Raw genomic sequence first — 20030 nt, 5'->3', positions numbered from 1 at the left:
GCTGAGCAGGCCTGCTTGTGGCCTATTGGGCCCGTTGTTCGTCGCTGGGTCCGCCGGGGTCGGCCTGTCGGTGATGGGTGGCTAGTCGCGACCCGGAGGGGAGGTACCAGACGTGGCGGTGAGGCGCCTCTGGCGTTGATGGCCTCGGTTGTGTTTGGTGCGGTCGTGCAGGCCTGCACCTGGCCGGCCGCTGGCCAGGGTGTCGTCCAACGTCGTCGGCAGCCGCCTTGGGGCTCTCCGCGGTTCGTCGCCTTGTCGTGTCGGTGCCTAGTGGGACAATCCCGACATGCGTTCCTTACCCGCCTTCATCCGCGCGACCGATTCTTGGTCGCGCTACGGGTGCTTGGTCGGGTCTGAGGCCAGACGATGACACCTCCTCCCCCGGCGACGCCCGGTCAGCGATCGGTCGTCGAGACTCATTACGAGCGCGTCGGCCAACAGCCGGTGGCCTTCATTGACGAGACCTACTCCGCTCAGCAGGGGCAGCTGAACTTTTACGTCATGGGCGCGGTCGTCGTCTCGGCCAAGGACCGCGACGGGTTGCGTAGTGACCTCGACGAGCGCGTGGAGAGTGGGTACTGGCACACCACCGATGTCCTGCGCTCTGACGAGGGCCAGGATCAAGCGCTCGATCTGCTCCAGTGCCTGGACGAGGTCCACGAAGCGTGCGTCATCATCCACCGGACCGACGTGGATCCGGATGACACAGACGGCGAGGAGGCCAGGCAAGAGTGCCTCGGCCTCCTGCTGGAGTCCCTGTTCCATGCAACCGGGGGGACTCACGACCCGGTCGGCCTCATGATCATGGAGGAGCGCCGAACCGCCCGGCAGAACAACAACGATCGCCGGACCCGCGCGCAGTTGATCCAGGACAAGCGCATCGACCCGACTGCGCAGCTCCTGCACGTCTCTCCCGGCACCGACCACTTGCTGTGGCTGCCTGACCTGGTCTGCTCGGCCTATCGTCAGCGGCTGTTGGGCCGTGGGACCGCACTCTTCGACGAGGTCGAGCGGCTCGCAACGGTGACCACCTTCGCCGGAGATACAGCAAACCCCCGGCTGCCGTAGCTACACCGGGGGCCAACCTGACTCACACGCATCGCGGGGAGCCGAAGCCTTTGCTGAGAGACACATTACCAAGTTTTCTTGGTAGCGCCCAATCTCATGGAGATATATCTCGATGAGACCCGGTCTTAAATCCTGGTTAGCTCAGTGTCCAGAGGGGGTCGAGCGATCCCAGCCTTGAGCGCGAGGGCCAGTTGTCTCCGTGGCCCTTCCTCTTCTCATCGTCGCGTGGCCGCGACCTGGGGCGCTCGGGCAGGGGTGTCTCTTTATGCTCGTCGCCGGCGCTTGGGTTCATCGACGAGCGGTGCTCCTGCGCCGCGGGTCGACACTCCCCCTTGCTCTAGGGCGCGACGGATCGCTGTCTGGCTGCGGCCGGTGAGCTCGGCGAGCTCACCTGTTGACTGCACCCACAGCGGCGTTGCGAACGGGCGCTTGGCTGCTGCGATGGAAGGTTGGCTTCATGGCTGCGGCGCGAGCTGGGCGGGACGTTGCACGGTTGGTTCTGCCGCGTTCGGGGGCAGTGGTGGCGGCCCCTGGTGTGGGGTGGCAGGTGGTCGACGCGGCAGGTCGCCCGGTTAAGGAGATCACGGCCTTCTTGATCGACATCGCGGCGACGGGCGCGTCGGTGGCAACCCGCCGTTCGTACGCGTATGACCTGCTCCGGTGGTGGCGGTTCTGCCTGGCTGTGGAGGTCCCCTGGCGGGAGGCCTTCCGTGAGGAGGTGCGCGACTTCGTCCTGTGGCTGCAGGGCGCCCCGAACGGCCAGCGGCGCCGGGCCGCGGACCCGGCTGCGTCCGTGTCGGAGGAGAGTTCTTCTTCGGGCGAGCGGTCGACGTCGCGGCCGGCGGCGGGATCGATCAACGCGGTCACGGGCAAGGCGTATCTTCCGGCGGGGTACGCGCCCCGGACGATCAACCACGCGTTGACGGTGATCTCGTCGTTCTATGAGTTCGCGGTCGCTGCCGGGCTGGGCCCGCTGGCCAATCCTGTCCCGCGGTCCTCAGCGCGGGGTCGAACCGGGCCGTCTCGCCGGGTCGGGGCCAGGTCTGGGCTGCCTCGGCGCGGCACCTACCGGCAGCGGCAGCCGCGGATCCAACCGCGGTCCATTGGGGAGCCGCTGCTGCAGGAGCTGTTCTCGGTGTTGGGGAATGACCGTGATCGGGCGTTGGTGGCGGTGACGCTGTCCTCCGGGGTGCGGGCCTCGGAGCTGCTGTCGATGACACGCCATGGCGTCAACGCCGGCGAGGGCGTGTTGAGCGTGGTCGGTAAGGGGCAGGCCGGTCTGCGGGTGTGGGTGCCTGCCGCGCCGGAGTCGTTCGTGTGGATCGCCCGGTACCTCGCCGGTCACGTCCGCTCTGGGTTCGATGTAGGCATGGGCGACCAGCCGCTGTGGATGACGTTCGGCAACCCGCCTCGACCGTTGACGTACTTCACTCTGCGGCAGGTCCTGGAGCGGGCCAACGCGAAGCTCGGCGCGAACCTGACGTGGCACGACTTCCGTCACACCTTCGCTCACCGTCTGCTGGCCGACGAGCGGATGACGCTGACCGATGTCCAAATGCTGCTGCGGCATCGCAACATGGATACCTTGCAGGCGTACTCGGCGGCCCGGCTCGATGAGCTCGTCGCCTCCCTGCATCGGCATCTGAGCCGACCGGCGCCAGCCGCGGCCCGGCCCGCGCCGGGCTACGCCGCCAGCGACCTGCACACCCTTTTCCCGGGCGTGACGCTGTGACCACGCACTTGGCGAAGGGCGGCAGGCCAAACAACCCCCCGCTGCAGCCGATGACGTTCACTCAGGTCCAGTTGGCGGCCACCGGGCAGGACCTGGGGTCGGCTGCCCGGTCGGTGCTGGAGCCGTTGATGGTGAGCCTGATCTGCCACTGGCGCCCGGTGACACCGCAGTTGCCTCGCGCCACCCGTGATGGCTCGGCTACGCGTGCGACGAGCCGGCTGCTGGACTGGCTCGAAGGCCACCCGGGCACGACATGGCGCCAGCGGTGGGAGGCAAGTGAGTCCGCTGGGGTGCGCGGGACCGCCTGGTATGAAGCCGCCGGCTTCGGCCGACCGGCCCTGCGGTCAGAGATCAGGTACGCCCTCAACGCCGTCCTCGTGCTCAAGGCGGTCCGCCCCAGCCACGTGTGGATCATGGAAAGCCGGCGGGAACGACTCTGGACCGACTTCGTCGAGGTCCACGACACCGACCTGTTCGCCCACGTCGCGGCCATGACCGCGCAGGCCCCCCACCCCGACCAGACGACCTGGCGGGTACGGACCAACCTGGTCAACCTGTGCCTGGTCACCGGACGGTCCCTGACCGAGCTGACTGGCGCTGACTTCATCAGCGCCCGGCGCGAGCTGATGGACCGCCAGCGGGTGGGTCACCGCATGCACACCACCTGGGAGTACGCCCGCCGCGCGGGGCTGCTCCCCGGGGAACCGGACTACATGCTGCAGGTCACCAGCGCCCCTCCCCTGACGCCCGAGCAGCTGGTGGCCCGGTACAACATCGAGGACCCCGACATCCGTGCCGTGTTCGTGGAGTACCTCACCGAGCGGTGCACCGAAACCGACTACTCCACCCTCAACGGCATCGCCATCCACCTGCTCGGGAAGTTCTGGTGCGACATCCAGGCCCACCACCGCGGCATCGCCACCTTGCGGCTGACCTCGGAGCAGGCCACCGCCTGGCGCACCCGGGTCGCGACCCTCTCGAACGGGAAACCGCGAAAGGACTGGGCCCAGCTGCTCGCCCGGGTCCGGTGCTTCTATTCCGACATCTCCCACTGGGCCCACGAGGACCCCGCCCGCTGGGCGCGCTTGATCCGCGCGGTCAGCGCGATGATGTCCTCGAGCTCGTCCAGCGCCATCTCAGCGACGAGGCCACGCACCTCGTCCACGCCAGCCGCGCCCTGAGCCACGGTCAGCAGCCAGGCGTGCAGCGCCTGCTGGTGCTTGGCCAGGTCTAGCGACCGCGGCTTGGGAGCGTGGGCCGGGTCCAGCTCGTGCACCCGCCACAGCAGGCTGTTGATCGTGCGGGTCCGGGTGTTCACCAACGCTTCTCGCCGGTCGACCAGCAGCTTCGCCTCCCGGGAGGCCTTGTCGTGCGAGGCCACCGGCAGCTCCGGTTCGCGCAGGAACGCGCGCGCGACCGCCAGCGCGTCGATCGGGTCCGACTTGCCCCGGGTGCGCGCGACCCGGCGCTGCTCGGCCATCATCTTCGGCGGGACCCGCACCACCGCCTGCCCGGCGCCGAGCAGGTCTCGCTCCAGCCGCGCGGACAGGTGCCGGCAGTCCTCGATCGCCCAGGTCAGCTCCTCGCCGAACTGCTGCCGGGCCCACCCCAACGCCTTCAGATGCCCGGCCGTGGTGGCCGCGACCGTCAGCTGCCCGACCTGCTTGCCGACCGCGTCGACAGCGACGAACGTGTGCGTCCGCTTGTGTACGTCAGCGCCAACAACAACCATGGTGGTTGCCTCCTTCACCTGATCAGTGACTGGACGGTTGGGCCGGTCGGCGGACACATCTCAGTGGGGGCGATGCCACGCTCCTATCAAGTCACGCCGGCCGGTCCGTCACACCGGTCGCCGGCAAAACGCATGAACGCCAACCCGGGGGCGGCACCGAGGCTATGAGCCAGACGACCAATGATCAGGACCCAACCACCGCGTGAGCGGTGCTGTCACCCTGACACTGAGACCGAGGCTAGCGGCGACCTCCGACAAGGCAGCGAGGTTGTTTCGAAAGGGGACCCTCCAACGGGACCCCTCCTCCGCAGCCGGCGGCGCACCAAGCCTGTGACTCCCGGCGGAAGTTGGCGGGCTCCTGCCGGGACTAAGTGGCGGTGGGCTGGCCGGGCGTTCGATCCGCTGACCAGCTGGCCGTGGGTGCCGTCGTCGCGGTGAACGGACCTGACGGGCAGGAGTGGGGCGACGGAGCCACGACGGTGTCCGGCGCCACTGTTACCCAGCGCCTTGGCGATGGCCTCCCGGCCGGGGACTTCCAGGTCGCTTGCGCTCCGTGTCCGGTGACGGCCACCCTGTCGACGGGACCTTCCGCTTCACCGTTGAGGCGGCGCCTGAAAGCGCGAGCACATCTGAGCCGTCGCCCGAGCGTGCCGACGAAGGGGCGACACCGACCTGGCCGCCTACAACGCGATGCTCGCACGCCTGGCCCGGCGCGCCGATGCCACCGCCCCTGGGCGCACCCAGCAACCAGGGGCCCCCCAAGCGCTCGGCGGAGGTGTCGAGGGACTGAGCGGCTACCAGGTCAGGTCTGAGCACTCGTGCTGCTGCTGGGCCGTCTCCACCTGGAGCGTGGCGTGGGCGATGCCGAAGCGATCCCGCAGGATGTCCCGCGCGGCGGCCAGGACCGCGGCGTGATCCGATCCGCTGCTCGCGACGAGGTGAGCGGTGGCGACGTTCATCCCGGAGGTCAGCACCCACAGGTGCAGGTCGTGGATGGCGCTCACGCCGGGCACGGCGCTCAGCTCTCGGCTGACGGCCTCCGGGTCGATGCCGGCGGGTGCGTGCTGGCCGAGTACCGCGACGACCTGCCGCCCCAGGGTGACGGCACGCACGATGACGAAGATGGCGATCGCCAGGGCGACGACGAGGTCCCAGACCGGTCGCCCGGTGGCGATGATCAGAACACCGGCGACCATGACACCGACGGAGCCGGCAGCGTCGGCCACCACTTCGAAGTAGGCGCCCCGGACGTTGAGGCTGTCCTTGGACCCGCTGCGCAGCAGCAGCATGGAGACAAGGTTGATCACCAGGCCCACGAAACCGACCGCGAGCATCACGCCCGAGGGTAGGGACGGGTCCTCGCCGATCCGGCTGATCGCCTCGACCACCACGTACACCCCGACGCCGAGCATGATCAGCACGGTCAGGCCGGAAGCGAAGACTTCCGCGCGGTACGAGCCGTAGGTTCTTCTTCCGGTGGGGTCGGGGCGGGTGGCGATCCGGGTGGCGAGCAGGGACGCCCCCAGGGCCACGACGTCGGCGGCCATGTGCCCGGCGTCGGAGATCAGCGCGAGCGAGCCGGAGATCAGCCCCGCTGCCAGCTCGACGGCGAAGAACGTCGCGGTCAGGAAGAACGCTGCGGCGAGGCGGCGGCGGTAGCGCCCGCCGGCGTGCTCAGCGACGGGGGCGTGAGCGTGCCCGGCGCCCATCAGCGGATCCCTTCGTGTCCGGTGTGCTCGCGGCACACGTCCAGCAGCATCCGCACGTGGGTATCGGCCAACCGGTAGTACACCCGGCGGCCCTCTCGCCGGTTGCCCACCACCCCCGAGGCCCGCAGTAGACGCATCGTCTGGGACACCGACGCCTCTGGGACCTGCACCGCTGCGGAGATGTCGCACACGCACAGCTCACCGGCCTCCAGCAGCGCGTAGAGGATCTTGGTGCGCCGTACGTCACCGAGCAACCGGAACAGCTCGGCCAGCGTCCCTGCCTCGGCGTCGTCCGGGACGCTGGCGCGGACCAGCGCCACGCGCTGCGACAGGGGATCATCACCGACGCAGCCGTCCAACGGCAGGACCCGACCCATGGGCATCTCCTCATCTACGCGGATCTTCAGATAACGTCACCCTAGCGCTGCGATCGCCGTGGGGTCGCAACCGGTCGATCGGTCTTCAGACCCATGTCGCTGTCAGGGACGCAGGCGGGGAGGAACGTATGCAGGACGACCCGGGCGTTACGGGGCCGGTGTGGCTGCCGACCGCACCGGCGTCCCTGGAGACGATGCTGGCACCGACGCTGCAGCCCGTGCCGGTCCTTCCGGTGCTGGCGGTGGTGCTGCTGGTGCTGTACCTGGCGGGCGCGTGCCGGCTGTGGCTGCGGGGTCGGCGCTGGTCGATCGGTGCGACCATCTCGTTCACGGTGGGCTGTGTGGTGCTGGCGCTGGTGACCGGTGCGGGCATCGAGGGGTACGGGTTGCGGCTGTTCTCGGCGTTCATGTTCCAGCAGCTGACGTTGATGATGCTCGTCCCACCGCTGCTGGTGCTGGGGCGGCCCGGCACGTTGCTGCTGCGCGCGACCCCGCACCGGGGGGTGGGCACGGTGGTGCTGGTCACGGCGCGGCGGGCCCTGCGCAGCCGGGTCAGTCGGGTGGTGCTGCACCCGGCGGTGATGGTGCCGTTGTTCCTGCTGGCGTTCTACGGGCTGTACCTGGCCGAGCTCGCCGACCCGCTGCTGCGCACCTGGACCGGGCACCTCGCCCTGGAGGTGGGGTTCCTGGTGGCCGGTCTGCTGTTCACCGTGCCGGTGCTGTCCACCGACCCGTTGCCTATCCGGCAGACCCATCACGGCCGGGCACTGGACCTGCTGCTGGAGATGCCCCTGCACGCGTTCTTCGGGGTGATCGTGATGATGGCCACCGCGCCGATGGTCCCGCTGTTCGCCGCGCCGCCGGCCGGCTGGGGGATCGATCCCCTGCGCGACCAGCAGCTGGCCGGTGGGCTGGCCTGGTCCTACGGGGAGGCGCCGGGACTGCTGATGCTCCTGCTGATCGCCAGCAGGTGGCAGCGCAACGACACCGAGCGCTCCACCGCCCGAGACCGGCAGATCGACCGCGACGGCGGCGCCGACGCCGAGCTCGAGCAGTACAACGCCTACCTCGCGCGCTTGAACGGCTCGCGGCCCTCGGGGGCGCCACCTGCACAACCGTGATGGTCGAGCCTCACGGGACCGCAGCATCGGACGTTGTCGACACCGCGGTGGTGGTCTTCTCGACGATGTCCTGGCCGAGCCGTATCCCGGTGTAGGCCGCGACGGCCATCAGCACGAGGAACCCGACGATCAGGCGCCACTCCAGCCACGAGGGCCACACGCGGGTGACCCACACCCGGCCCGGCACCCGCAGGGCTCGCACCCGCTGGGCCCGCACCCGCAGCGTCGGGGCGTGGTCGTCGGCCGCGCGGAGCCGCCGCGGGAAGGGGCGGCGGCTGCGGTCGCGGCCGGGTCGTCGACTGCCTGCCAGCGCACCGCTGACGACAGCGGCCGCCGCCAGGACGTAGACGGCCGTCTGCGGCGTGGTGCCCAGTCGCGCCGCCGGGGTGAGCGTGGTGCGCAGCGGGAGCGAGGCGATGAGCTCCTCATCGGTGAACAGACCGGTCCGCGCCACGACCGTCCCGTCCGGCATGATCATCGCGCTGACGCCCACGGTGGAGACCTGGACGGTCGACCTGCCGTGCTCCACCGCCCGGAAGCGGGACATCGCCAGCTGCTGGGTCGACTCCGGGGTGCGCCCGAACGAGGCGTTGTTGGTCGGGATGACGATCAGCTCTGCCCCGTCGAGGACCCCTTCGCGGATGAGGTCTGCGTAGGCGACCTCGAAGCAGATCCCGGTGGCCAGGCGCACGTCACGTCCGAGCGCGTCGATCCACACGTCCATGACGGCGGGGTCGCCGCCGGCTGCCATGTCCGTGGCGACCCGGTCGACGAGCGGAGTGAGCTGGCGGAAGAATGCGCGGAAGGGGACGTACTCCCCGAAGGGGACCGGGTGCTGCTTGGCGTAGGCGTCGCCACTCCCCGCACCGGCGGTCCAGGAAATGATCTCGTTGTAGCGGATGTCCTGCCCGTCGGGGAACCGCTGGGTTCCCAGCAGCAGTGGGGCGCCGACCGCTGCGGCGGCGCGGTCCACGGTCGAAGCCTGCGCCAGGTCGGTGCGGGGGTCGATGTCGGCGGCACTCTCCGGCCACACCACCAGGTCCAGCTTGCGCCTTCCGGCGGTCGCCGCGAGCCGCTCGGTGCCTTGGGCGTGGTTGGCCGTGACGTCGCGGGCCTGCTCGGCCCAGTCGGCGCCCTGCTGCGGGACGTTGCCCTGGACGGCGCCGACCAGCAGTGAGCCGTTCTCCGGGCCGGCTGTCAGGGGAAGCCGGCCCGGGGCGCCGGCCAGGAGCACCGCGGCGAGCAGCGCCCGAGTCGCGGCGATAACCGCGGTGCGGCGCAGGTACTGCAGCGCCAGCGCGATCAGCGCCCCCGTCACGGCGACGAACGCGGAGACCAGGACCTCCCCTCCGTAGGGCGCGAGACGTAGCAGGGGCGCCTCGGTCTGGGAGAACGCCAGGAAGCCCCACGGGAAGCCCCCGAAAGGCCAGGAGCCGCGGACCTGCTCGATGGCGACCCACAGCACGGCTGCGGTGACCGCCTGGGCCAGCGGGCGACCGGTGAGCCAGACGGCCCTGCGCGCGTAGGTCCACAGCGCGCCGAAGCCGGCGACGTACAGCGCCTGGAACACGCTGAGCGCGACCCACGGGAGCGCCGATCCGGTGGCCTGCACTGCCCAGTGGACCAGCGGCAAGAAGAAGGCCAGCCCCCAGACCAGGCCGATGCCTGCGGCGCGGACCAGTGACGCGCCGCGCATCGCGAGCAGCAGGCACGCCATGCCGGCGTAGGCCAGCGGCCACCATCCCCGGTCAGGAAACGCGAGACTCGTCGCCCAGCCACCCACGCCTGCTCCGACCAGCACCAGCCCCGGCGGCATGAGGCCAGGCAATGAGGCGCCACCGTTGCGGCGTCGCGCATTCACGCGCTCGACCTCCTGCCGGGGCGACCCGGCGCGGACACGAAGCACCAGCAAAGCGACGCCGGTGACGATCGCGGTGTCGGCGATGTTGAAGGTCGGGAACCACCCGCTGTGCAGGTAGTCGGTGACCACCCCGTCCCCAGCCCGGTCCACGACGTTCGCGATCGCCCCACCCAGGACCAGGGCGAGGGCAGGCAACCGCCCGCGCGAAAGAGCGGCGCCGGTCCGCCAGGCGACCACACCGACCGCAGCCGCTCGGCCTCGTGCTCCTCGGCTTCCTCGCCGCCGGGGGTGGTCTCGTCGTCGCTGCAGCCGCAGGCGTCGCTCATCGTGCACTCTCCTTGGCGATCGGGTCAGAGGTGGTGGGACTTGCGTAGGTGGGGCACAAGGCCACAGCGTTGCCGGTCGCGGCCAGCAGGCCCTCGGCCACAGCGAGAAGGTCCATCAGCTCCGGGCGGGTCAGGTGGTAGACCGACGCGCGTCCCTGCGCGCGGTAGTCGACCAACCCGCAGTCCCGCAGGCAGGCCAGGTGTGAGGACACGGTGGACTGGCTCAGGCCCAGCTCGGTGCACAGGTCCACGACCCGCGCCTCGCCCCTCGCCAGGCGGCGCACCAGCGCCAGGCGCGTCGGGTCGCCCAGGCCTCGGAACAACGCCCCTGCGGGCGCGAGCTCGGCCCGGCCACTTACATCAGGACTTGCGGTGATCATCGGCATGGGTCGATGCTAGCGCCTATCGGGTGTGGGTTCGACCCGGTCGGGCTCTGGAGGCTGCTGTGTCCGATCTATCGGCCGCCCCGGCCACAGCCGCGAGTAGCGCGCGGGCCTCGCACCGCAACCAACCGAAAGGCCCCTCGATGGACTTGGCCGTAGCCGTCCTGCAGGCCGTCGGTCTGTTCCTCGTGACCAACATCGACGACATCATCGTGCTCTCACTGTTATTCGCCCGCGGCACCGGCGCCCCAGGCACCACCGCCGAGATCATCGCCGGGCAGTACCTCGGCTTCGGCGCCATCCTCATCGCCTCCGTCCTGGTCGCACTCGGCGCCAACGCCTTCCTGCCTGAAGACGCCATCGCCTACTTCGGACTCATACCCCTGCTCCTGGGCCTCTACGCCGCCTGGCGGGCCTGGCGTGGCCGCGACGACGACGGTGACGACCCGGGCAAGGCCGTCGCCGTCTGGACCGTCGCAGCGGTCACCTTCGCCAACGGCGGCGACAACATCGGCGTCTACGTCCCGGTCTTCCTCACCGTCGGCCCCGCCGCGACCGCCGCGAACGCCGTCGTGTTCCTCGCCCTGGTCGCCGTGCTCGTCCTGGCCGCCAGGTACGTCGCCACCCGACGACCCATCGCCGAAGTCCTCGAACGCTGGGAACACGTCCTGTTCCCCCTCGTCCTGATCGGACTGGGCATCGTCATCCTCCTCGAGGGCGGCGCCTTCGGGCTGTAGAGCCGTTGGCCGTTCCCGGTGGCGGCGGAGAAGGTCATCGTCGGCGGGCGATTGCCGGTCACGGTTCTCGGCCGCCCCCTGGCCTGCTGCCGATGCGCGGACGGCGGTCGCGGCTCAGAGGTACCGACAGACGTCGGTCGGGTCGCAGGCCCCGGGGTCAGGTGCGGCGGCGGCGTCTCGCAGCTCGGTGACGTTCTCGCGCAGCGCCTGAAGGTCCGCGATCTGGCGGTCGAGCTGGTGGACGCGGCTGTCGAGCAGCTGGCGGACGTGGTGGCAGGGCGCCGCACCGGCGTCTCGTACGTGCAGCACCTCTCGGATCTGCGCCAGGGTCAGGCCGGCGGCCTGACCACGGCGGATGAAGTTCAGTCGCTGGAGGGTCGCGGGCTCGTAGTCGCGGTAGCCGGTGGTGGTGCGCTCGGGCGCCGGGAGGAGCCCTGCCTGTTCGTAGTAGCGCAGCGTCTTGGTCGTGGTGCCGCTCGCCTGGGCCAGCTCTCCGATACGCACATCGCCTCCAGCTGCCGAGCCTACCGGCCTTGACCTTCCAGTGCGCTAGAAGGTCCAGGCTGGCGCCTGGAGCAGGACCGACGACGAAGGGATCTGGCATGAGCGCGGGCTATGACGTGGACCTGGCGGTGGTCGGCTCCGGTGGTGCGGCGATGGCGGCTGCGATCACCGCTCGGCAGACTGGGCACACCGTGGTCCTGATCGAGCGCGGCGTTCTCGGTGGGACCTGCGTGAACATCGGCTGCGTGCCGTCCAAGACGCTCCTGGCGGCCGCCGGCGCCCGACACTCCGCCCTGACCAATCCCTTCGACGGCGCTCCCACGTCCGCAGGTGGCGTAGACCTACGAGCGCTGGTTCACCAGAAGGACGAGCTCGTCGAGCGCATGCGCAGTACGAAGTACGCCCACGTCGCCGCCGCCTATGCGTTCGAGGTCGTGCCTGGGCACGCCAGGTTCCTCGATCGCGACACGCTCGCGGTCGACGGCGAGCCGCTGCGCGCCCAGGCGTACGTGGTGGCCACCGGGGCCGCGCCGGCGGTGCCCGAGCTGGCGGGTCTGGACAGCGTGGACTGGTTGACGTCGACGACGGCCATGGAACTCGAGCAGGTGCCGAGGTCCCTGGTGGTGATCGGTGGCGGCTACGTCGGGCTCGAGCAGGCGCAGCTCTTGGCCCGTCTCGGTGCGAGGGTGTCCCTGGTCGGGCGCGTGGCCCCCCGGGCCGAGCCGGAGCTGGCCGAACGCCTGCGTGCGGTCTTTGCCGAGGACGGCATCGGTGTCCTCGAGGAGCACGCCGTCGCCGTCTCGGTCGACGGAGGCGAGGTCGTCGTACGGGCCGCCTCGGGTGCTGCCGTCCGCGCAGAACGGCTGCTGATCGCCACCGGTCGCACGGCCCGCACCGACGGGCTGGGGCTCGCCGCAGCCGGCGTCGACGTCGACGAGCGGGGTTTCGTCGTCACGGATGAGTTCCAGCGCACGACCAACCCGCGCGTCTACGCCGCAGGCGACGTGTCCGGTGCCCCGCAGTACGTCTACGTCGCCGCCGCCGCAGGCCGCGCCGCCGCCACCAACGCACTGACCGGCCCGGACGGTCCTGGGGCGCGGGTCGACTACACCGGCCTGCCCACCGTGGTCTTCACCAACCCCCAGCTCGCCTCGGCCGGGCTGAGCGAGAAGGAGACCCTCGAGCGCGGCCACGACTGCAGGTCCCGAGTACTGAACCTCTCAGAGGTCCCGCGCGCCCTGGTCAACCGCGACACCCGAGGGGCCGTGAAGATCGTCGCCGACGCCACAACAGGCAAGGTCCTGGGGGTGCACGCCCTCGCCGACGGTGCCGGCGAGATCATGCTCGCCGCGACCTACGCCATCAGAACCGGCATGACGGTCGACGACCTCGCAGACACCTGGGCGCCCTACCTGACCATGGCCGAGAGCCTGCGGATCGCCGCAGGGCTGTTCCGCAACCATTTGCCGACGTCCTGCTGCGCCTGACCGGTCCAGCGCCCTCGACGCCCCCGCTGTCATTCCGGCCGCGCTATGTGCTGACCGCACCAAACCCGGCACTGTCGCTCGCGACCCGGATGCTGTGGCCAGCTTCGGCCCCATGCCGCCGAGCTCAGCCACACGCCCGGTTCTACACCTGGCGGCGGCTGGGCGCTCTGGGCCGCCCGCCGTTCCGCGCTGAGCCGAACCAGGCGCTGCCGCCGACCGTCTCACGCCATCGCCGGAAACGAACGTTTCCGCTACACCGGAGTCGAGATTCCGGTGAGGTCTGACATCGACCCGGATCGTGTAGCGGAACTCAGTGCCGAAATCTACGGTTCGGAACTTCCCGGTGGGGATGAGTTTCGCTACGCTCGACCGGTGGGGCATCTGCTGGGGTACGCGCGCGTGTCCACCGCTGATCAGGACGCGGCGTTGCAGATCGACGCCCTGAATCGGGCGGGGTGCTACCGGGTGTTCGTCGACACGATCTCCGGATCGCTGCAGCAGCGCCCCGAGCTGGACAAGCTGCTCGACCAGCTGCGTCCAGGGGACACCCTGGTGGTGTGGCGCCTGGATCGGCTGGGCCGGTCGATCCGGCACCTGATCGACCAGCTGCAGGTCCTATCCGACCGCGGCGTGGGGTTCCGGTCCCTGCAGGAGACGATCGACACGACCTCCCCAGGAGGACGGTTGGTCTTCCACGTCTTCGCCGCCCTGGCCGAGTTCGAGCGCGACCTGATCCGGGAGCGGACCAACGCCGGCCTGGAGGCCGCCCGCGCACGGGGCCGCACCGGTGGGCGCCCCTCGGCGCTGTCCGGCGACCAGGTCCGGGCGGCCCGGCGGATGTATGAGCAGAAGGACATGACGGTCGCCCAGATCGGTGAGGTGCTCGGGGTTTCCCGCACCACGATCTACCGGGCACTGAACCGCCCACCCGCTGCGCCGGCCTCGCCGCGACGAGCCACGAGCGCCGTGTAGCAACGTGGATGCGGGCGGGCGGTGGCAGATCCTGCGGCTGCATGTCGAGGACCAGGTCCCGCTCGCCGCGCTGGCCCGGCATCACGGCCTGGGTGTGCGCACGCTGGAACGCTGGCACGCCCGCTACCGCGCAGGCGGCCTGGCCGCCCTGGACCGGACACCGCGGGCGGACGTCGGCGGGCACCGTCTGCCGGCGGAACTCGTCACGCTGATCGAAGGGCTGGGCCTGACCCGGCCCCGCCCACCAATCGCCGCGATCCACCGGACGGTGGTGAAGGTCTGCGCCGGCGCCGACTGGCCGGTCCCGTCCTACGGCGTCGTCCGCTCGATCATCACCGCCCTGGACCCCGGCATGGTCACCCTCGCCCTTGAGGGACCAGGCTCCTACCGGGACAAGTACGAGCTCGCGGTGCGCCGGGCGGCGGACCGGCCCAACGCGATGTGGCAGGCCGACCACACCCTGCTGGACATCGTGCTCGTCGGCACGGATGGCAAGCCGGCCCGGCCGTGGCTGACCGTCGTCATGGACGACTGCTCGCGCGCGATCTGCGGGTACATGGTCTTCTTCGGCGCGCCGGCCACGATGAACACCGCCTTGGCGTTACGGCAGGCGATCTGGCACAAGAGCGACCCACGGTGGCCGATGTGCGGGATCCCCGAGGTGCTCTACGTCGACCATGGGTCGGACTTCACCAGCGACCACCTGGCCCGCACCACCGTCGACCTGCACATCCGCCTAATCCACTCCGCCGTCGCCCGACCACAGGGGCGGGGCAAGGTCGAGCGGTTCTTTGGAACCGTCAACACCGAGTTGCTCACCACCCTGCCCGGACACCTCCACCACGGTGCCGGGCGCTGGCCGGCGCCGGCCCTGTCCTTGGCCGACCTGGACGGCGTGGTCGGGGCGTTCGTCCTGGACTACAACGACCGCACCCACAGCGAGCTCGGCATCTCGCCGCGGGCGGCGTGGATCGCCGACGGGTGGCTGCCACGCACCCCCGACAGCCTCCAGGCTCTGGACGGGCTGCTGCTCAGCGTGGCCCGATCCAGAACGGTGCGCCGCGACGGCGTCCACTTCCAGGGCCTGCGCTACGTCTCCCCGACCCTCGCCGGCTTCGTCGGGCGCCCCGTGGTCATCCGCTACGACCCCAGAGACATCACCGAGATCCGCGTCTTCGACCACGACCAGTTCCTGTGCGCCGCCGTCGACCAGGACCACCACGGGCGCCAGATCAGCCTCAAGGAAGTCCAGGCCGCCCGCAACGCCCGCCGCCGCGCGCTGCGCCGAGGCATCAACGAGCGGATCGCCATGGTCGGCGCCCACACAACCGACCCCCGTGCCAGGCCACTGCCGCCACGGACCCCAGCCTCGGGCCCGGTGAAGCTCAAGGTCTACAAGGAGGACCTACGGTGAGCGAACGCTTCATCGTGACCAAGGAGCACCGCCGCTTCACCGAGTTCGCCGACTCCGTCCGGCGAGGGCGCACCATCGGGCTGTGCTTCGGACCGGCCGGGGTCGGCAAGACGGTCTCCGCCCGCCGCTACGCCCACTGGGACCAAGCCCACGAGTTGGTCACCGCCTGGGGCCCACGCAGCGACGACGACGCCAAGGTCTACGCCGCCCTGGCCAAGAACCGCACCGCCCTCTACACCCCCGGGGTCCTGACCACCCCGCGGCTGCTACGCGAGGACCTGGACCGGATCATCACGCGCACCAGCATCTGCATCCAGCAGCACCTTGAAGCCCCGGGCCGCGCCCCTGTGGACCGGGGCGGCGCCCGGCGCACCACCAACTACGTCCAGCTCGTCATCGTCGACGAGTCCGAACGTCTCAGCCCCACCGCGCTCGAGCTCCTACGGGACCGCTACGACCGCGACCAGATCGCCCTGATCCTCATCGGCATGCCGGGCCTGGAGAAGCAGTTCAGCCACTACCCCCAGTTCTACAGCCGCGTCGGGTTCGCCCACCAGTACCGCCCCCTGAGCAACGACGAGCTCCTCTTCGTCCTGCAACGCCACTGGCGCACCCTCAGCAAGACTCTCAACCCCGACGACTTCACCGACGCCCAGGCCATCGCCGCGATCAGCCGCATCACCCGCGGCAACTTCCGCCTCCTGGAACGACTCTTCCCCCAGATCGAACGCGTACTGAGAATCAACGAGCTGCAGACCATCACCAACGACGTCGTCGAAGCCGCCGCGAGCACCCTCGTCATCGGGGTCGAGTGAGCCCGCCAGGAATCGGCTGCCGCAGGCCGCCACCTACCGGCGAAGGTCACACACCAAGCCGTGCTCGCGGGCGCGTCCCGTACAACCCGCCCGCGAAAATGCCCGGTCATCGGGGGCTAACCGGTGACACTGGGCGAATGGCTGCCTTAAGCATCGGATACGCCCGGGTCTCGACTGCCGACCAAGACCTCACCGCGCAGCGTCAGGCTCTCACCGCTCTGGGGGTGGACCCGAACCGCATCTACGTCGACCACGGGCTCACTGGCACCAACCGCGCCCGACCCGGGCTGCGCGAGGCGCTAGCTGCCTGCCGCGCCGGCGACACCTTCGTGGTCACCAAGCTTGACCGGCTCGCCCGTTCCGTCCCCGACGCCCGCGACATCGTCGACGAGCTCACCTCGCGCAGCGTCAAGCTCAACCTCGGCGGCTCCCTGCACGACCCCACCGACCCCGTCGGACGGCTCCTGTTCAACGTGCTGGCCATGGTCGCCGAATTCGAAGCCGACCTCGCCCGCGCCCGGACCCGAGAAGGCATGGCCGTCGCCAAGGCCAAAGGCCGCCTGCGCGGCAAGCAGCCCAAACTCACCCCCAACCAGGAGAAGCACCTGGTCACGCTGTGGCGCGACGGCACCCACACCAGCACCGACCTCGCTGAGCTCTTCAGCGTCGGCCGCTCCACCGTCTACCGCGCCATCCAACGCGCAGGAACCGCCTGAGCCAGCAGGGCGGCGAGTAGGCGAGGATCAAAGCGCCAGACCGCAACACCACGGACCGAGACGACGTCCTCCAAAGGAGTGCTTGATAACTCACACCCTGACGCTAAAGGCAGGGGCGAGGCGTAAACCAAAGCATACGAATGCTACAAAGATGCTGAGTGCGGCTACTGTGCCAGCGGAGGTGTCCAAAACGTTCGAGATGATGGAGTCCGGGGTGGCCAGATCGTAGAAGCATGCGAGAGAGACGATCAAGGTCAGAAACCATGCGCCTTCGCCGACGAAGAATCGGCTCACTAAACCAATCGCCGCGAAGGCCCACCACAGAGCTATGACGTGCTCACTGGGCCAAGATGCTACGAAAATCCGATAGAGGCCGAGGGAGGCGAGGGCGGCGGTAGCAGCACAGAGAGATTGCAGCCCACCGACCCTGACTGGGTTGAACCAGTTCCATCCCTCAAGATGTGACTCCACGCACAGGCCTACGGTGAGGGCCGCCGGCAGGCACCAGGCCACTACGGTGGGCAACGGAACCTTGCTCAACGGCAGGTCAATCTCTGGGCCTGCAAGTCCCAATACGACGATCTGTAGTGCGATCGAAGCCAACACTAATGACAGCTTTTGCGCCTTGAGCGCGATCATGGGTTCGGCATGTCCAGCTTGAATGGGAGCGACGGCATAGCGGAGCAGGACTGTAGTTGGGCCTGCGTGCGTCGTGCCCACGATGCCTGCTGTTCCTTGGTCGTCATGTTCATCCAAGCCTGCAGGCTGGGGTCGCCAGTGCGGTAGCCAGGTTCGACCTGCGACATCAGCCACTCGGCCAAGATACTTCTGACGATCTGCCAAGCGCCGTTGCCGAGCATCCCGCAGTCTGATGGCCCAGCAATGGACGACACCACGTCAGTGGGGTCGGGGGGATCGAAGTTGACGTTGAGCGTGCTGACTTGAAGCACGCCGACACTGTGGCTCCCGCCATTTGGAGGAAACTGCTGGTACCGAGAAGGAACCGATAGTCCTAGTCCGTCGAGGCGTCGCGCGGCGCGGTTGATAGCGACAGCCCACTGCCCGGTTTGGCGGGTATTTCCGAGCACGAAACAGACTTGGATGGGGTCACCCTCACAGGAGTATTGCAGAGGCTCACGCGGGACCCAGATGGTGCGCTGCGCGGCTTCGGTGAGCGACAAACCACCGACCACAAGAAGTGCGACGGATCCCGTCGCGACGAGAAGCAGGCGGCTCCTCTGCTTTGTACCGCTGACGATCCAGAGCAAGCCCAAGTTCACCAGGATGAGCATCCCGAAGTGCATGGAGAGGACGCGCGTATCGGGTTCCCACTGGGCTACAGAGCCAGTGACGGCGTACGGGCCGAGGAAGGAAAGGTGTGTGTCCCGGGTGACGGCTATAAGCAAACCGTATGACACGGCAGCCGCGCCCAGACTGGCTGGAACAGGGCGCAAGAAGGTGCCGAGCGCTACTCCTAGGACCGCGTTGAAGCAGTACAGCGGCAGAGCGCGACAGACGGCGACGACATTGACGGTGTCGGTTGGAGAGTAGGAGGCGGTAACAACCAGCATCGTTGTCGAAACGATGAGCCACACAAACAGCCCGACCGCAGCAGGCGCCAGGGCTGGTGCTAGCACGGCTTGTGTTCGTCGCGTTGCCGTCGGCAGTACCAAAGCCTCGTTCAGCCCTCGGAACTGAGCACATGCGAATGCGCATCCAGCAGCGACGGCCGGTCCGAGGAGGACCAGAATCGACTCGGTCATCCCGAGGGTGCGGCCCCACTCCCCACGCCACTGAGCGGATCGATTCAAGGCAACCGTTGCGCAGGTGATGACAGCGGCTAGGGCAGTGACCCACGCAACGCGGGAACGAAGCGCGGCCCTCACGTCGCTACCCTTCGCTGCTGCATGATGGCTTCGAGAAACAAGCGCTCTAGCGAAGCCGCATCCCGGCCGCGTTGTGAGGGCTCTTCGTGACAGACCCGGCCGTCGTGCAGGAAGACGACATGATCTGCCAACACTGCTACATCCTCGATGATGTGACTGCTTACCAGGATGTTGCAGTTCACGCTCAGGCCGCTGAGCAGGCTTCTGATCGAGGCTCGCTGCTCGGGATCAAGCCCTGTGGTCGGTTCGTCTAGTAGCACCCAATTCGGCTCGCCCATTAGCGCTTGGGCGATCAAGAGCCGTCTGCGCATCCCACCAGACAAATGCGCGATCCGGTCGTTTGCGCGGCTCTCCAGGTCGACGGACCGGAGCGCCTCTTTGGCTTGAGTCGCTCGAGACCTCTTGGGGACCTTCCGCAGCCATCCGAGGTATGTCAAGAACTCGGAGCAGGTGAAGTGCGCCGGAAGGTCGGCCTCTTGGGGGCAGTAGCCCAGACGCCCCAGCCTGCTGAAGGGGTCAGTGCCATCGATCGCCACCGAGCCCTTGGTCGGGGCGATTTGGCCCACGGCTAGTTTCATGAGCGTGGACTTGCCGGCTCCGTTCACGCCGACGAGGCCGACCACCGCGGCCTCGAGACGCAGAGAGACGTCACTCAGCGCCTCGGTTGACCCGAAGCGCTGAGTGACGTGATCGAAAACGAGCAAGGTCCGACCTAGTACGTGAAGGACGGAACGGCCTGCGAGCTACAGGAGTCCGGGCGGTAGGAGATGTCCAGGCAGGTCTGGATCGTTGCTCGGACCTTGCTGGCAGTCGACACCAGCGGGAAGCGCAGCACCTGCCACTGGAACGCTGTGGACGAAGTACGGCCCGTCTCCTTGGCCGGATCGATGTCCGTTCCACCGCCGTCCAGGTACCACGTGGGCCAGGCCTCGTCGTAGTTGTAGGTTCCGGTGGTCACCGCCCGGTGCCAGTTCCCCACGTAGAGCGTCGTCTGGTTCTCATTCTGGATGTTGCCGTAGGCCTGGCCAGTGTACTGGTCTCCGATCTTGCCCCAGTCGACCTTGCTTGTGTGGCCCTTCCGACCTGGGGGTGGGTTTATGGGGTGAGCCCGCCGGCGCTGAGCAGGCAGCGCAGGCGGCAGTTGGGGCGGTTGCGGAAGCCTCGGGCGATGCGGAGGTGGAGGTTCGGAA

The 20030-nt window shown here is 69.0% G+C and carries 19 protein-coding genes and 1 pseudogene; 10 read left to right on the top strand and 10 right to left on the bottom strand.

The genetic code is table 11. The annotated features are described in order from the left end of the window. Positions 1-366: 366 nt before the first annotated feature. The 3 genes from B4E97_RS07605 to B4E97_RS07595 all read left to right on the top strand — a co-directional run bounded on the left by B4E97_RS07605 (position 367) and on the right by B4E97_RS07595 (position 3981). Positions 367-1068: a hypothetical protein gene (locus B4E97_RS07605; RefSeq protein WP_156188123.1), complete on the top strand. Its 702-nt coding sequence runs from the start codon at positions 367-369 to the stop codon at positions 1066-1068. A 592-nt stretch (positions 1069-1660) separates the two neighbouring features. Continuing rightward, positions 1661-2800 (top strand): tyrosine-type recombinase/integrase, encoded by a 1140-nt coding sequence (locus B4E97_RS07600; RefSeq protein ID WP_286959307.1) that lies wholly within the window; start codon positions 1661-1663, stop codon positions 2798-2800. Positions 2801-2850: 50 nt separating this feature from the next. Continuing rightward, entirely contained in the window at positions 2851-3981 is a 1131-nt protein-coding gene (locus B4E97_RS07595) for a hypothetical protein (protein WP_156188121.1), read from the top strand. Here B4E97_RS07595 and B4E97_RS07590 read toward each other — a convergent pair. The 3 genes and pseudogenes from B4E97_RS07590 to B4E97_RS07580 form a co-directional block, all read right to left on the bottom strand. After that, positions 3873-4550 (bottom strand): annotated as a pseudogene (locus B4E97_RS07590) (IS110 family transposase); the annotation flags it as partial. The gene B4E97_RS07595 and the pseudogene B4E97_RS07590 overlap by 109 nt on opposite strands. Positions 4551-5326: 776 nt before the next feature. After that, positions 5327-6241, bottom strand: coding sequence for a cation diffusion facilitator family transporter (locus tag B4E97_RS07585; RefSeq protein WP_013882289.1), 915 nt, complete (start codon positions 6239-6241; stop codon positions 5327-5329). After that, positions 6241-6618 carry an ArsR/SmtB family transcription factor gene (locus B4E97_RS07580; protein WP_013882290.1) on the bottom strand — a complete coding sequence of 126 codons (378 nt, stop codon included), beginning with the start codon at positions 6616-6618 and terminating at the stop codon, positions 6241-6243. Before B4E97_RS07580 ends, B4E97_RS07585 begins: the two co-directional genes overlap by 1 nt. A 128-nt stretch (positions 6619-6746) precedes the next feature. Here B4E97_RS07580 and B4E97_RS07575 point away from each other — a divergent pair, with 128 nt between their 5' ends. Beyond that, positions 6747-7739 carry a cytochrome c oxidase assembly protein gene (locus B4E97_RS07575; RefSeq protein WP_019285889.1) on the top strand — a complete coding sequence of 331 codons (993 nt, stop codon included), beginning with the start codon at positions 6747-6749 and terminating at the stop codon, positions 7737-7739. Between the two features lie 10 nt (positions 7740-7749). Here B4E97_RS07575 and lnt read toward each other — a convergent pair whose 3' ends face one another. Together lnt and B4E97_RS07565 are read right to left on the bottom strand one after the other, a co-directional pair. Then, a complete protein-coding gene (gene lnt, locus B4E97_RS07570; RefSeq protein ID WP_019285888.1) occupies positions 7750-9837 on the bottom strand; it encodes an apolipoprotein N-acyltransferase in 2088 nt (695 codons plus the stop codon). A gap of 85 nt (positions 9838-9922) precedes the next feature. Next, the gene (locus tag B4E97_RS07565; protein WP_013882302.1) at positions 9923-10312 is read right to left on the bottom strand and encodes an ArsR/SmtB family transcription factor; all 390 of its coding nucleotides are present in this window, start codon (positions 10310-10312) and stop codon (positions 9923-9925) included. Positions 10313-10452: 140 nt separating this feature from the next. Here B4E97_RS07565 and B4E97_RS07560 point away from each other — a divergent pair, with 140 nt between their 5' ends. Continuing rightward, entirely contained in the window at positions 10453-11046 is a 594-nt protein-coding gene (locus B4E97_RS07560; protein ID WP_048700088.1) for a cadmium resistance transporter, read from the top strand. A 114-nt stretch (positions 11047-11160) separates the two neighbouring features. Here the strand turns inward: B4E97_RS07560 and B4E97_RS07555 are convergent, their stop codons facing one another. Further along, a complete protein-coding gene (locus B4E97_RS07555) occupies positions 11161-11550 on the bottom strand; it encodes a heavy metal-responsive transcriptional regulator (protein ID WP_019285885.1) in 390 nt (129 codons plus the stop codon). A 98-nt stretch (positions 11551-11648) separates the two neighbouring features. Between B4E97_RS07555 and merA the strand changes: the two genes are divergently transcribed. The 5 genes from merA to B4E97_RS07530 all read left to right on the top strand — a co-directional run bounded on the left by merA (position 11649) and on the right by B4E97_RS07530 (position 16954). Then, positions 11649-13037, top strand: coding sequence for a mercury(II) reductase (gene merA / locus B4E97_RS07550; RefSeq protein ID WP_048700091.1), 1389 nt, complete (start codon positions 11649-11651; stop codon positions 13035-13037). 372 nt (positions 13038-13409) lie between these two features. After that, positions 13410-14009 carry a recombinase family protein gene (locus tag B4E97_RS07545; protein WP_048699889.1) on the top strand — a complete coding sequence of 200 codons (600 nt, stop codon included), beginning with the start codon at positions 13410-13412 and terminating at the stop codon, positions 14007-14009. A gap of 4 nt (positions 14010-14013) precedes the next feature. Then, positions 14014-15423, top strand: a complete 1410-nt coding sequence (locus B4E97_RS07540) for a Mu transposase C-terminal domain-containing protein (RefSeq protein ID WP_013882286.1) — start codon at positions 14014-14016, stop codon at positions 15421-15423. Beyond that, positions 15420-16238 carry an AAA family ATPase gene (locus B4E97_RS07535; protein WP_013882285.1) on the top strand — a complete coding sequence of 273 codons (819 nt, stop codon included), beginning with the start codon at positions 15420-15422 and terminating at the stop codon, positions 16236-16238. Before B4E97_RS07540 ends, B4E97_RS07535 begins: the two co-directional genes overlap by 4 nt. 137 nt (positions 16239-16375) lie before the next feature. Next, a complete protein-coding gene (locus tag B4E97_RS07530; protein ID WP_050347330.1) occupies positions 16376-16954 on the top strand; it encodes a recombinase family protein in 579 nt (192 codons plus the stop codon). Between the two features lie 90 nt (positions 16955-17044). Here the strand turns inward: B4E97_RS07530 and B4E97_RS07525 are convergent, their stop codons facing one another. The 4 genes from B4E97_RS07525 to B4E97_RS07510 form a co-directional block, all read right to left on the bottom strand. Beyond that, positions 17045-17593: a hypothetical protein gene (locus tag B4E97_RS07525; protein ID WP_156188119.1), complete on the bottom strand. Its 549-nt coding sequence runs from the start codon at positions 17591-17593 to the stop codon at positions 17045-17047. Further along, positions 17590-18717, bottom strand: coding sequence for a hypothetical protein (locus B4E97_RS07520; RefSeq protein WP_156188118.1), 1128 nt, complete (start codon positions 18715-18717; stop codon positions 17590-17592). Before B4E97_RS07520 ends, B4E97_RS07525 begins: the two co-directional genes overlap by 4 nt. 119 nt (positions 18718-18836) lie before the next feature. Beyond that, a complete protein-coding gene (locus B4E97_RS07515; RefSeq protein WP_286959289.1) occupies positions 18837-19544 on the bottom strand; it encodes an ABC transporter ATP-binding protein in 708 nt (235 codons plus the stop codon). Positions 19545-19552: 8 nt separating this feature from the next. Continuing rightward, complete coding sequence (locus B4E97_RS07510) at positions 19553-19798, bottom strand: hypothetical protein (RefSeq protein ID WP_286959287.1); 246 nt, start codon at positions 19796-19798, stop codon at positions 19553-19555. Positions 19799-20030 lie beyond the last annotated feature (232 nt).

Source organism: Arsenicicoccus sp. UBA7492 (assembly GCF_002479615.1).
Taxonomy (GTDB): domain Bacteria; phylum Actinomycetota; class Actinomycetes; order Actinomycetales; family Dermatophilaceae; genus Arsenicicoccus; species Arsenicicoccus bolidensis.
The sequence above is the reverse complement of the archived record's forward strand: the minus strand, read 5'-3'. Positions and strand labels throughout refer to the sequence as shown.